The sequence below is a fragment of the Reichenbachiella ulvae genome (assembly GCF_025833875.1).
In the GTDB taxonomy this organism is placed as follows: Bacteria; Bacteroidota; Bacteroidia; order Cytophagales; family Cyclobacteriaceae; genus Reichenbachiella; species Reichenbachiella ulvae.
This window is the reverse complement of record NZ_JAOYOD010000001.1, coordinates 5080084-5093803: the sequence shown is the minus strand read 5'-3', so window position 1 is coordinate 5093803 and position 13720 is coordinate 5080084. Positions and strand designations below refer to the sequence as shown.

The window sequence follows — 13720 nt, the reverse complement described above, 5'->3', positions numbered from 1 at the left end:
AACAATATTGCTTATGAAATTTCAGTACGCCAGTGACCTTCACTTAGAGTTTGAAAATAATTATTACTATTTGACCGAGGTTCAAAACCTAAAACCAGTCGCTCCATACTTGATATTAGCAGGGGATATAGATAACATAGTTAACCGGCAAGTAACGCGAGACAGCTATTTTAAATGGCTATCAGAAAATTGGAAGCAGGTATATATAATCCCTGGAAATCATGAATGGTATTCAAACGAAGACGTCTCTCGGGCATTTGATATTGATCTGAAGATCTATCCCAATGTCCGATACCTCAATCATAAAAAAATTCATATCGAAGGAGTCGATTTTTACTTTACCACACTTTGGTCATTGGTTAGAAATCAAATAATCAAAAATTACATTCCTGATTTTCGCAATTGCAATTATGCTGGTGAGCGCTATACTTATAAGCATCATGATGAGCTTCATCAAAAGGCTGTGAAATGGCTCAGTACTGAGCTGAATAAGGAAAAAACACATCCTAGAGTGGTGGTATCTCATTTTGTTCCCTGTACACAAACTGATGGCTATCCAAAGAGTTCCGATCCACTCCTAGGTCCTATCATTAAAAGATACTTTACAGCGGAACTGTCTGAAAGAATCGATGGGTGGGATATAGACTACTGGATCTATGGTCACAACCACTGGGACAAGAATGTTGATACCTTGGGGGTCAAATTTAGATCCAATCAGTTTGGCTATGTATCCCATCTTGAGCATCAAGGATTTGACTTTGCTAAAACCATTGAGATATGAAAATTCAAATTGCCTCTGATCTACACACCGAGTTTGAAGAAAACCGAGCTTTTCTAAACCTCTATCCCATCAAACCAGTTGCTCCGATTTTGATTCTAGCTGGTGATATTAAAATTTTAAATCATCATTCAGATGATCATTATGACTTTTTGAAATACGTATCTGATCACTGGGAGCAAACATACATTGTTCCAGGCAACCACGAATTCTATCATTTTGGTGACCTATCCACTGCTTTTGACTTAGATCTAGAGCTGTATTCAAATGTGAAATATCTCAATCATCAGAGAATTGAATTAGATCATTTTGAAGTGTTCTTTTCAACACTTTGGTCAAAAGCAGAACCTTTGGTTGAAAGTATGATAAGCGATTTTAAAAACTGTAAATATGGGTCAGAGGATTATACCATAGCCCATCACAATCACTTGCATGTCGAGGCAGTCAAATGGCTCAACCAAGAGCTCTCAAAGCCTAAAACCAAACCTAGAGTTGTTGCTAGTCACTTTGTACCATGTTGGGCTGCAGACGCCTTCCCAAAAGGCTTCAATGAACGAGGGATAGCAATGAAGGACTACTATACTGCAAAGTTGGATGATCAAATACAGAAATGGGATGTGGACTTTTGGATCTATGGGCACAATCATTACAATCGAGATAGCAAACTTGGAAACACTCAATTTGTGTCTAATATGTTAGGCTATGTTTTTAGAGATAACCCAGATAGTTTTAGAGGGGATAAGGTTATAGAGGTTTAATTTATATATACAGATCTACCCTTCGCTTTGCTGCCTTTTCATTACCTCAAATTCTGCATCAAGTTTTTCATCCATATATTCTTCCAGCTTCCCAGCTATGTCAAAAACCTGCTCTTTTGGCACATATTGAGATATAAAATGATTCATTAGAAAGTTATAATGAGTGATTCGAACGTTTATACTTGATAGGTCATAAGTCTTCTTTTCTTCTATTATTGCACTGGCTAGGGCTCTATTAAAATCTGAAAAAGCAATACACTTTCCTCTCACGTAAGACATCAATTCCTCATTGCTCTTTAGTTCCTCAATAGTCATAATTTCTTTTTGATTTAAATATAAACAACTGTTGCCAATTGGCAGTGGTGATAAGTTGCCAACTGGCATACTTTTATTCCTTTCTAAAGGGATAATGCTTAAAGATCAATTTGCCAATGTGATAAGAGACCTAAGAATGGAAAGAGGACTTTCTCAGGAGAAGTTGGGATTTCTTGCAGGGCTTGATCGCACTTATATCTGGCGCATTGAAAATGCCAAAAGAGTGCCTTCAATTGAAGTATTATTTATGCTGGCCAAAGGATTAGAAATAAATCCAAGTGAGATAATATTAAAAGTTGAAAACTCGATTTCTGCAGTCTAAGAGGTGATGTTATAAAAAAAATCTACATTATGATACAATTCCGGTTTCTAATGATTGCAACCTTGAGGTATTTATGAACAATGGTCTATTAAGTGCAAAAGAGTGCATTTACTTTAAGGCAAACAACATTCATTGCTGACATCTAATTGTTGTATGGCATTATGGGAACGCGAGAGAAACAACTAAAAAAACATCTAGTATAAGAATTAGGCACGAACTCATCTACCATACTATGCCAAATATGTGAGAAAATTCACCATTTATCTAATCCTTCAATGAAGGAACTAGGATTACCAGCCAGCATATATTAAGTGAAACACAGAAAACACAATACATCTAATTCCTTTTGAAAATTGTAGTAGTATTGTTGAATTCAAAAGCCCTTTTTTAATTCCCATTCATCATTGCATGATAACAAATCGAAAATAAATGAGAGCTGTAATAAAAAATGCAACCGAAACTCATTATGGAAACCTAATTTGGATGCCTCCATATCTATATCCCAAATACGAACTCGAAAAAGCCATAAAGGCAATGGAAACAATGGGATACTATATAAGCTGCTTTCCTGAAGGAGATGGATTATGCTTTAAACATGAAACAAAACCTGAAAAAGAAATATTTAATGATTTTAAAGTGAATTTCCGATGGATGGTTATTAAAGAGTATTCCAGAGGTGAAGAATTTAATTTTCAGAAAGACATCCTAGATTATCAAATAATAATTATGCCAATTTCTCGATTACGTTGCGAGAATATAATTCATGCAGGAAAATATAGTATATATCCAAATGATGAATTTCCATTTAACACGATTAATATTAAGGCATCAAAAAATCCACTTCGAGATCATGTAACGTCACTTACACAAGTTTCTGTAGATACCTATAGGTCCCATCCTATTATAGTATTTACAACTAAATTAATAGACCATGATTCTTACAATTCGATGGATCAGACACAAGATGAAGGTTTAATAAAAAAACTATCACAAGAGACAGATTTGATAATGGATTTAGTCAAGTATTATCATGGAGAATATTTTCACCCTGAGTATATGGTAGCAAATACTGGCCTTTGGGCTGAAAAATACTCAACGGCGATGATATATTTTCCAAAACAAAATGTAGCCCATATTCAGGCTAGGGAAGTTGAAGTCAAAACATTTATTAAAAGTTTAGGTATTGACCTTATACATAATGACTTTATAGAGATTAACCCCATGCTTAATTTCGAGATTAACGAAACAGGAAATATCGCTAAGCATGCACTTAGATTAAATAGCACCATATTGGAGACTGATGACTTAACAATGAAATTTAGTATGATAATGACATTATTTGAGCACATGGCAAACCCCTATGAATACGAAAAGTTTCAAATAGTAAAAGGTAAAATTGGTCTTCATGCTACATCAAACAAGACCAACTATCATAAATTAATGCAGAGGTTTGAAGAATTGACTGCAGGCTTGAAAAAAAATGATGGATCAAAAGACCGAATATTAGGAGTGCGGACATCTATCATTCATCTTGGAAAAAGAATAGAAGATCTTATACCAATTAAAGAGAATCAAAAAAAACTATTTGAAGAACTACAATCATATACAAAATCAGTAATTGACGATATGATTTCGTTTAGTCACTTAACTTGGGATGAATTCGAACTAGAAAGGGAAAAACTGAAATTGAATTTAAAAATATAAAGCGTATAACAATTAGCATAGGGTTACCCAGTCGTGATTATGGCATTACCAGAAATTAATTTACACTAGCATCGAGGATAAAAAAAATCATTACTGATCATCAACTAATTCTATCATTGACTCTGCATATGGAACAAAATCACCTTCAGGTGCCCCATCAAAATGAACTTTCAACTCGCCTCTTGAGGCATACAAAACATTATCACCTTTGTTATTGATATAATAATCCTCATCAAAAACACCAACCACGGTTCCAATTCTTTCACTAGGTGGATTTAGAACCCTTACTCTGCTATACATTTTTACACTCATAACTTTTTAAATAAACTAACGCTAGCACATAAATTAAAGTTCGATTTTTAAAAAAACAACAAATCTGCATTTCTGGAGAATCTTAGAGCAACAGTATGAATTATTGTCGAGGATTTATCTCTTATTAATTTCCCACCTCCATTATTCCATTTTATAAAAAATCACCGGATTAAATAAAAACAGGCTCTATCTATCAGTCGTCGCAAACAGTTTTCCCTATAATGATATTATCACCAAACCAACGAATTAAAGGTTAAAAAAACAATTGATATACAAAAGGTATCTAGAACAGATAATTCCAATATTATTGTATGCTAAAAATAAGTGCCATATTAAATGGAACATCCTATCTTCACAGATATCTCTAATTGGGAGAAAATTGCCTATTCAAACACTGGTGGTACCAGAAGCAAAAAAATCTACATTCACCCAACTGAAGAAGTTCAATATTTTTTTAAGGGCTCTAAAAAGTTAAAAGATGGGAGCTTTAAGTATCCAAATGAATTCTGGTCAGAGATTGCTTCTTCAAAAATTGGACAAATGTTAGGCTTTCATGTTCTAGATTATAATATTGGATATGACAAAAATGATGAGCAAAAAATAGGATGTTTATCAAAAAGTATGATATCCAATGACAAAAACAAGTTAGCTGAGGGGATTGATTATCTAAGAGGTTTTTCACCAAACTACAATCCAAAAACAGATGAGTACCAGTATACATTCGAATTCATTATTAATGCTCTTGATTTTTACGGATTGAAATCGACTTCTTATAAAAAAATTATCGAGATGGTGTTTCTTGATGCTATAATAGGCAATTCTGATAGGCATCACGAGAATTGGGCATTTATCACAAATTTTTCTGAATCTTTGGAAGAATATGATCGTAAAATCGAGAAATCTAAAGGGTTAAGAGATAAGCTTAGTTGGGGTTTTTTAAAATATTTAATTGGATTGCTTTTAAAAAGTGATCTAAATCCAGCTTTAAAGGGACTGTTGGTTCCAACAACTTTTTCTCCAATATATGACAGTGGTTGCAGCCTTGGTAGAGAGAACACAGATGATAGAATTGATAAAATGTTAAGTAATCCTCAAATGATGGATGCCTACATTTCGAGGAAGGGTAAATCTGAAATAAGAATTAAGGAGGGCAATAAACCAAATCATTTTGAATTATTAAATTTCATTAAAATAAACTACATAAGTGAGTTTAATGATGTGAAAAATATGATTGTTCAAAATTTTAATATTGACAAACTCAAAAATCTTATTGAAAATATAGATTATAATTTACCACGTGAACAAAGTGAGTTTTCCTTATCAAACAGACGCAAAGAATTAATGTATAAGATCGTAACTTTGAGAATTCAAAAGATAAAAGAACTTTGAGAGATATCGGTAACATATTTCTGGTTTGGAGAAAAGGGGTCGGTGACAGGCGTATTGTTGTTGGTGAATTAAAAACAAACAGTACCACTGGGACACGTTTCAGATACATAACTGACAATGTCGCTATTGCTGAAAAGCATGGGTTTACTCCGTATACTGGTTTTCCATATATTGAAAAAGAATATAATACGAATGTATTGGAAGTGTTTTCTCAAAGACTCATGAAGTCAGAAAGAAATGACCTTGCTGACTTTTATGATTTTTGGAAAGTAGATTCATCAAGAAGGTTTGATCCATATTACATGTTGGCTCAAACGCAAGGTCTTTTACCAATCGACAACTTTGAGTTCCTTGCGGAATTCTATCCAATAAAAGGCTTATTGTTTATCTCTGAAATTTCAGGCCTAAGCCATCTGAAATTAAAAAGTGATGAATTAAGCATTGGTGATGTTCTTAATTACGAACTTGACCCAAAGAATCCAAAAGATGAAATGGCTGTTAAATTGATGAAAGGTCAAAAAGAAGTCGGGTATGTTAAGGTTATTCATTCAAGAGTATTTCATCGATCTAAGGCAAGAGTTAAGGTTACAATCCATCATCTTGAAAAGAATGGAAATATTAAAAGAGCTTTTTTAAAAATTGAAATTTAAAACAATTGCCTTTCTAAATATGATAATTATAGCTCTGTTTGATGCAGCTCATGAGGTAGTCTAAATCAGTATCTGGATTAACCACTGCCTCATAGTCGCCAACTCCGAAAGTGCCTATGTTGGAAACGTCTCGGAAAAATAGTTTAGGATCGTCTAAAGTCCCTTGTTTTAGATTTACTCTGAGTTTTAATTTGGTTTTTTGAACATCAAAATCGGTAACAACCCGCTTATTAAGTTTAAATCCAATGTAATGCTTGACAGGGCTGACCTCAACACCTTCTAGTTCCAATATGCGATCTTTGAGTTGAGCAGCGAGCTCCTGAATATTCTCATTCCCTTTCTTTAATTGGTCCTCCTCGCTATAAACCTTAATCTCCTTATTGACCTGTTCTGTTCGATCATCTTTAGTCTCAATAGTGTTGATACTAACTTTGCTGGAGGACTTGTGTTGATTGAGTATGATTGTATCGTTAGAATATCTTTTAATCTCCCAAAGCTCGAAAGGCAAATCTTTGAATTCGATGCTCTGCTTTTGATAGGTGGTGAATTGAGGTGAAATAAAGATCACTCTGGACTGACTCCAGTCAATTTCTTCCCTTCTAAGTGCTTTTCCGGTTTGTTCTTGGTATTCTAGAATGAAATCAGCCTTATTGTTTAGCATTAAAGATAAATACGAGTAACCCTGGTCAATTACAGAAAAAGTCTTTGTCTTTTTATACTCTATGATTACAAAGGAATTGAATTGCTGATCAAAACCTAATGTGTCTATTCTTAAGTTATTCAGTTGAAATTCACTTTTAACGAAGTCTAGTCCATAAAGTGTTTGCAGATTTTCTTCCACAAGGTTTTGGATATCCTTTTCGAGTTTGAAAGGAATGTTTTTGACTTCATCTAATTTGGTTTTATTGAGCTTATAAAGATTCATATTTTAATCCCCTGATAAAACTGTTTTATATAAGAATCAGGCACACATCCCCAGGTACTGATTGATTCTTGAAAGATATTTTCTAACCAAACAGCTCCCGTCTCACTTAATTTTATATCTGCTTGCTGCCTTAGAGCCATTGTTGGTATTATATTCCCCTTTTTACGGTTATAATTATCCAATGTACTTTGAAAACTCTCATACCCTAAAATATTCATTAGATCATTCAATTTTGGACAATTCTCCATGCTAGAATCAATAAACTCTGTTGAATGCACTCTTACCAAGATTGGCCAACTACTTATCCATTCGACATGCTCCGCATCCTTTTCATCTGCAACATCTCTTAAATCATTATGTGCGTAAGTAATTCCCCTTCCAAAAATGGCATAGTCGTTACCATGTATCATTTTAGCCATAAAAACTACATCTCCGTCTCTATATCTCCTCGGCCTTCCTCTTTTATCCGAAAAGGAAAGTGCATAATGTGGACACCCATTTTCAATTTCTCTTCTCGTCTCGTATTTAAGATCTTCACGATGTTCATTTTTTCCGAAAAACTTTACAAAATACCGTCTTCCTTTGATAGTTTGCTCCAAACTAGAAGCTCCATAATCTGCTAAAACTCTAACAGATTTGTGCATATCCGTTTTAGATTTTTTTACGGTTTCTAACCAATCATTTAGTGTTTCAATAGTCAACAAATTGGCATCCAACTTCCATAACCCATCAAAATATAATTGTGCTTCATTGACAACATGTTCATGATCGGTAAGAACACCAAACTCCTTATTAACAAAAAAACCACCACTGGTAAAATTAGCAGAGGTTATTAGAACAGAGTTCATATCGAATTGGTACATTTTACTATGTAAGCCTTTTACACCTTTAATTTCTACTCCAGCTTCAAGAAGCCTTCTTAATGCTCTTATGCTAGAAACACCAAGCCTAAAATCATTTAGGTTATACCTAGTAATTAATTGTACTTGATTTCCAGTAAAATTCCTTAAAAGATGACTCACCATATTCTCCTTAATAAATGGAGAAATGATTTTCAAAATTTTGGTACCCTTGAGCTCTTGATTGAATACTTCTAACCAATGGTTGTGGATCGTTTTAATCATGTTAATTGTTTACCTCAATATCCCCAAACCAAGTAGATCCTTTCTTTGACAAGTAATACCCTTCCTCAATTTGTTGAACGTCTACTTTTTTAGAAATCTTACCGAAGAATAGTCTCATATGGTCTGTTGGTTTATGTCATTTTTTGTCAATTCTCTCTCCTTCCATTCAAAACAGGTTTTTGCTTTTAGTTCTGCTTCATTTTGCAAAATTGATTGACCTGCATCTTCATAACGATGTATAATTCGGTTCTTAAAAGCCGTAAACGGGTCTAATCCAATCCTTTTAGTCAAATTGAAAGGTATATTCTTTATTAGCTTAAAGTCCAGAAAATAACTGAGGGGAAGCCCCTCTTCATTCTTGAGTCCCAGCTCATCATCCCACCATACTTTGTGTGGAGAAAAGGTGTTGTAATAAATCAAAAGTTGCTCATGATTAGAGAGTTGCGCACGTAGTAACTTAATATATTCGTATCGATCATTAAACGAAAGTTCAACCTTATCATAGCTGGCTACAAACTTTACCGTCTGATACAGATGTCTAAAATAGTGACCTAATCTTGAGGCATGACCTCCAAATGGAAAGAAATCAGTATCATGCCTTATGCCTTCTTGAAGTATTAAAACGGCAGGTCGTTTTCCTTGATTGAATTGGATTCTTGCATTTGACTTCATCATTTTAAGAAATTTCAAAGTGTCTTTTTCGTAGACTTGAAGTTTCTTATCAGATGAAACTGATTCCATACTGTCATCAACCCCATAGAAAAAATGATGAAATGCTATGTTACTTGACCATTCATGAGAATGATCAGCATTGGTTTTTTTATCTAAAACTTGATAAATGAATCTAAACTCCTTGAACATTTCAACAAATGCTTTTCTACCTCGATGCTTTCCTGCTATTTCCATTTCTTCGACATTTGAACGATGAAGCCTTAGCATCTCATAGAATTTAGTTTCAAAACGTTCAAGGGCTATATCCTGTCTCTGTTGTTCATTCGCTTTAAGCTGAACCCAGAATGCGAAAAAAGTAAGGATTGCCGCACCAATGGCAATGAAAGGACCCAACACACCTCCAATTGTATCCCCAATTTCTCCTGAATCCTTGAAATCAAATTCGACCCATGACATCTGGGTGAACCAATATGGAAAGAAGAGAATTAAGCCAATGAAGAATAGAAATGGAATGAAAATTTTCCAGAATCTAGAATCGAATGTTTTAACTTCAACCTTGGCCAAAACAACCTCCCTTCTCAATAATTGAAGACTTAATTTTGACTGGCATGGAGTTCATTTCATTGTAAATCATAACTTAGAATTTCTCAGTTTTACTTTGTTCGGTTCTATGAACTTGAATAGATGGGCATATTGTTTTCCAGCTTTTGTGTTTGGATGGGTGCGTAATCGGATTTGGCCTGGAGGGGCTATATCACCGGACTTTTGTCTGTAGAGATGACGAACCGCTATTTCTTTGCTGATTTCTTCTATTGTGGCTGTTCTATCTTCCTTATTGAGTAGTACTACTGCGATAGCTTCATGTAATTTTAGGATATTCATGTTTTGATCATTTTAAGCAGCAAAGCCACTGATGAAGGTGTCAATAAAGTCTTTCATTTTGGTGATGATGCGCTCGGCTGTTTTGCCGCGCTCTTTGAGACTGGGACGAGTATGAAGTAGGCCAATGACATCATCTCTCAAAGGCACTTTTTCTGTAAAGAGATAGTCTCCTATTACAGTCTCTAGTTTGGCAGCATCCAGGTCCTCTTCCAAGCTGATCGTTTTCAGGGCATCCTTTCGTTCTGTGTCCCAAAACTGCTCGAATGCTTCTGGCACATCTTCAGAGTCTTCAATCAATGGCAGGTGCTCCCGGATAAATTTGTCTATGAGTTCACGTTTGCTGCGAAGCTGAGCTTCTCCGGCTACTAAATCGACTATTGCAGCCGCTTGTTTTTCTTGCTCCTCTATTGGTGCGTCTTTCAACTTGGCCAATAACTTTAGGATATAGGAAACATTGACTTCATCTCTATGGATCAATTCTAATTCGAAATCTATGTCCTGTAATATGGATACTTTCTCCTTTTGCTGCTGACTCTTAACCTTGTCGTATAAGTCCAGATACTTGCTTTTGTAATCTTCGAATGACTGCTCTCCCATGGAGAGATCATCAAAGCTGAATTCAGTGAATGTAGCCAGTACATTCTTGATTCGCATCAGTTCACGAAAGGCCTTGATGAATTCAAATTCCTCTTCCTCGCTTGGCAGATCATTCACACTATTGACCGTAGGGGCAATAGTCAATAGTTGAATGAATGCCTGGTTGAACTTGGCCACATACTCTTCATAAGGCTGCATGATGATTTCGTCCTTGGCCTCTATATTGGAGAAGAGGGTGATGGCTTCATCCGTTGCCTTTTTTAGGTTTCTGAAGCTGACTATGTTTCCTTGCGACTTGAGTTCATTCAAGATCCGGTTGGTCCTGGAATAAGCTTGAATTAGACCATGGTACTTTAGGTTCTTGTCTACATACAGCGTATTGAGCGCTTTGCTATCAAAGCCAGTGAGGAACATATTCACAACCAGGAGTACATCGATTTGTTTGTGTTTGACACGCTTGGCAATGTCGTTGTAATAATTGTAGAAAGATTGGCTGTCCTTGGTCGTGTAATTGGTAGAAAATTGCTGGTTGTAATGACCAATAAACTCCTCCAGGCTATCTCTGCTATGTTGGGTATTGTATTCTGGTATGGGTTCAGCTGCTTGTAAGAATTCCTCATCCTCTACAATGCCTCCAGCATCTTTATCCTCCTCATTGGCCTGATAACTAAAGATGGTTGCCACTTTCAGATTATGTTCTCCTCTTACTTTCTTCTCATGAAAAAGGCGGTAGTATTCCACTAATACAGGGACACTGGACACACAGAACATGGCAGTAAACTCGCGGTTATGAGTTTTTCGTGGATGGTTTGCTATGATATAGTCCACTACATGTTCTAATCTCTGTGGGGCATTCATCACCTCTGCCTCATCGATGGCCTCTACATCAATATCCAGAATGTGCTCTTTTTTCTTGAATGTACTGATGTACTCAATGGAAAACTTAAGCACGTTTTCGTCCCGAATAGCATCCGTAATCACATATTTGTGCAGACACTTGCCAAAAAGCATGGTTGTCGTGCGTTTGCCATATTCATTGCTACCCGCATTTTCTTCGAATATAGGAGTACCTGTAAAGCCAAACATCTGACTCGCCTGAAAGAAATTCTTGATGTCTTCGTGGGTTTTGCCAAACTGGCTCCTGTGGCATTCGTCGAATATGAAAACCACACGTTCCTTCTTTAGTCTCTCCATTTGGCCGAGGTAGCGGGTCTTACTGATGGCAGTATTGAGCTTTTGAATCGTGGTAACAATCAGCTTATTATCACCAGCCAACTGCTGAACCAAAGTATGAGTATTGTTGGTGATATCTATACTGCCTTTGCTGAAGCTGTTGAATTCTTTGGAGGTTTGGTAGTCCAGGTCTTTGCGATCCACTACAAAGACTACTTTATGCACCTCAGGCAGGTTTGTCAATATCTGTGCTGCCTTGAAGGAGGTCAGTGTTTTGCCCGAACCTGTAGTATGCCATATGTATCCATAATCTGTGGTACTCTTGACCCGATCCACGATGGCCTCTACCGCATAGAACTGGTAGGGACGTAAGATCATCAGGATCTTCTGAGACTCGTTGAGTACGATGTACTTGGTGATCATCTTGGAGAGATGGCAAGGCTCTAGAAAAACCTCCGTAAAGTCAGCCAACTGTGTAACCAGCTTGTTTTTGATATCCGACCAATAGAAGGTCTGTTTGAAAGACCGGGCTTTGATCGGGCTATTGGCGTAGTACTTGGTATTGACACCATTGCTGATCACGAAGAGTTGGATGAATTGAAACAGACCGTGGCCTGCGCCATATGAATGTCTCTCGTAACGGTTGGTTTGGTTGAAGGCTTCTTTCAGTTCAAGGCCTCTTCTCTTGAGCTCTACTTGTACCAAAGGCAATCCATTGATGAGTATGGTGACATCATATCGATTTTTGTACTTACCCGCTATGGTGACCTGCTGAGTCACCTGGAATTCGTTTTGACACCAATGAATTTGATTGATCAGTTCTACGGTTTTGTTTTCTCCCTGGTCATTGATGTAGGGCACTCTGTCTCGGAGTATTTTGGCACGTTCGAAGATGTTGCCTTTGTTGATGAAGTTGAGGATCTGGTTGAAATCACTATCGCTGAGGCTGACTTTGTTGTGAATTTCTAATTGCTGTCTGAGGTTGCTGAGTAGTGCAGCTTCGTCCGGAATGGAAACATGGGAATATCCCAATTTGGTCAGTTGGGTGATGAGGTTGTTTTCTAAAAGTTCTTCTGGTTGGGAGGTCATTCAGTATTAAAAATTATCGAAGAGTTTCATTGAAATTCTAATATACAACAGGAATTCCTATTTGCACTCTTACTGGTTTTTATTAAGCCAGGGACGTTCACCATTCTTCCAGTTTTCATCGCCACAAATCTTGTTGATTCCAATCATTCAAAAAGCCAAATTTATAAACTGGGATGGATGGATTGGTTCGAATCAGCTCTTTGATCTTCTGTTTGATTTGATGCCCGGGCGTCACTTTGTTGCAGATGTATAGCATACAAGATATGATCAAGAACACTTTCTTTTGTTGCTGTGAAGTCAGCTGATTATTTAACCAGGCCGCCTGTGGATTCCTAATGTTGAGCATGGGTCTTTTGACCATGTCGCGACTGTAGAGTCTGGAGTGATGGGCGACTATGTTTCTGACATAAGTAATGGCCTCTAGCCAACTAGAGAGTTCAGTGTGCAGGTTCAGCCCCAAGCCTTTCGCAATGGCGGACTTGGCTGGGAGATTGTGCTGGAGGAGTTTATAAAACTTGGACAAGGTGCCCATAGATACGATCTCCATTATTTTCCAGGCATCTGGATCGGCATTACCGTGTCTGTTTTTGTGATCCTTGATGAATATCTCCTGACTATAACCAAACTCTCTCATTAGGCTGGTCAGGTTATTGGCATGTTTGACAGGATCCGAAAATAAGTTAGCATCTAAATACCAAAGCGACCCATGTGCAAGAGATAGGTGATATATCATCTGCGTACGCAATGCCACTTCTATACGCTCTATCGCATCGAACAAAATAAGTCTGAGGTGACGGTCAAAATTGTAGCGCTCAATGATGTCCTCAAAGAATATATTGTCCTGAAAGGTATGTGCCACACGATCGCTTTGTGTGTCCCACCAGTAGCCCTTGAGGCGATAATAACTGATGTACTGAAGAAAGTGAGGAGCCTCTGCTTCATTTCTGAAACGCATTCCTCGGGATTTGAGGAGGGTAATTTGTTGCGCTATGTCTCTGGCTGGCTTATTTACCATAGCTATATAAAAAAA

Annotated in this window: 14 protein-coding genes; 6 read left to right on the top strand and 8 right to left on the bottom strand. The window is 36.7% G+C overall.

The window, feature by feature from the left end; genetic code table 11:
- The first annotated feature begins 13 nt into the window (after positions 1–13).
- Positions 14–781, top strand: a complete 768-nt coding sequence (locus N7U62_RS20985) for a metallophosphoesterase (protein WP_264140077.1) — start codon at positions 14–16, stop codon at positions 779–781.
- Positions 778–1536 carry a metallophosphoesterase gene (locus N7U62_RS20980; protein WP_264140076.1) on the top strand — a complete coding sequence of 253 codons (759 nt, stop codon included), beginning with the start codon at positions 778–780 and terminating at the stop codon, positions 1534–1536. Before N7U62_RS20985 ends, N7U62_RS20980 begins: the two co-directional genes overlap by 4 nt.
- Before the next feature lie 15 nt (positions 1537–1551).
- Here N7U62_RS20980 and N7U62_RS20975 read toward each other — a convergent pair whose 3' ends face one another.
- Positions 1552–1920 (bottom strand): hypothetical protein, encoded by a 369-nt coding sequence (locus tag N7U62_RS20975; RefSeq protein ID WP_264140075.1) that lies wholly within the window; start codon positions 1918–1920, stop codon positions 1552–1554.
- Positions 1921–1945: 25 nt separating this feature from the next.
- On the opposite strand from N7U62_RS20975, the gene N7U62_RS20970 reads away from it, so the two are divergent.
- The gene (locus tag N7U62_RS20970; protein WP_264140074.1) at positions 1946–2173 is read left to right on the top strand and encodes a helix-turn-helix domain-containing protein; all 228 of its coding nucleotides are present in this window, start codon (positions 1946–1948) and stop codon (positions 2171–2173) included.
- A 429-nt stretch (positions 2174–2602) separates the two neighbouring features.
- On the top strand, positions 2603–3877 hold the full coding sequence (locus N7U62_RS20965; RefSeq protein ID WP_264140073.1) for a hypothetical protein: 1275 nt from the start codon (positions 2603–2605) through the stop codon (positions 3875–3877).
- A 90-nt stretch (positions 3878–3967) separates the two neighbouring features.
- On the opposite strand, the gene N7U62_RS20960 is transcribed toward N7U62_RS20965, so the two are convergent.
- Positions 3968–4189 (bottom strand): hypothetical protein, encoded by a 222-nt coding sequence (locus N7U62_RS20960; RefSeq protein ID WP_264140072.1) that lies wholly within the window; start codon positions 4187–4189, stop codon positions 3968–3970.
- 336 nt (positions 4190–4525) lie between these two features.
- Here N7U62_RS20960 and N7U62_RS20955 point away from each other — a divergent pair, with 336 nt between their 5' ends.
- Both N7U62_RS20955 and N7U62_RS20950 read left to right on the top strand, forming a co-directional pair.
- Positions 4526–5578: a HipA domain-containing protein gene (locus N7U62_RS20955; RefSeq protein ID WP_264140071.1), complete on the top strand. Its 1053-nt coding sequence runs from the start codon at positions 4526–4528 to the stop codon at positions 5576–5578.
- On the top strand, positions 5575–6228 hold the full coding sequence (locus N7U62_RS20950; RefSeq protein WP_264140070.1) for a hypothetical protein: 654 nt from the start codon (positions 5575–5577) through the stop codon (positions 6226–6228). Before N7U62_RS20955 ends, N7U62_RS20950 begins: the two co-directional genes overlap by 4 nt.
- A 13-nt stretch (positions 6229–6241) precedes the next feature.
- Here the strand turns inward: N7U62_RS20950 and N7U62_RS20945 are convergent, their stop codons facing one another.
- From N7U62_RS20945 to N7U62_RS20920, 6 genes are all read right to left on the bottom strand, one after another.
- On the bottom strand, positions 6242–7153 hold the full coding sequence (locus N7U62_RS20945) for a DUF5655 domain-containing protein (RefSeq protein WP_264140069.1): 912 nt from the start codon (positions 7151–7153) through the stop codon (positions 6242–6244).
- The gene (locus N7U62_RS20940) at positions 7150–8277 is read right to left on the bottom strand and encodes a phospholipase D family protein (protein WP_264140068.1); all 1128 of its coding nucleotides are present in this window, start codon (positions 8275–8277) and stop codon (positions 7150–7152) included. Before N7U62_RS20940 ends, N7U62_RS20945 begins: the two co-directional genes overlap by 4 nt.
- A gap of 114 nt (positions 8278–8391) precedes the next feature.
- A complete protein-coding gene (locus tag N7U62_RS20935) occupies positions 8392–9513 on the bottom strand; it encodes a putative phage abortive infection protein (protein WP_264140067.1) in 1122 nt (373 codons plus the stop codon).
- Between the two features lie 66 nt (positions 9514–9579).
- Positions 9580–9831: a hypothetical protein gene (locus N7U62_RS20930; RefSeq protein ID WP_264140065.1), complete on the bottom strand. Its 252-nt coding sequence runs from the start codon at positions 9829–9831 to the stop codon at positions 9580–9582.
- Between the two features lie 12 nt (positions 9832–9843).
- Positions 9844–12690, bottom strand: a complete 2847-nt coding sequence (locus N7U62_RS20925) for a type I restriction endonuclease subunit R (protein WP_264140064.1) — start codon at positions 12688–12690, stop codon at positions 9844–9846.
- Between the two features lie 115 nt (positions 12691–12805).
- On the bottom strand, positions 12806–13645 hold the full coding sequence (locus tag N7U62_RS20920; RefSeq protein WP_264140063.1) for an Abi family protein: 840 nt from the start codon (positions 13643–13645) through the stop codon (positions 12806–12808).
- Positions 13646–13720 lie beyond the last annotated feature (75 nt).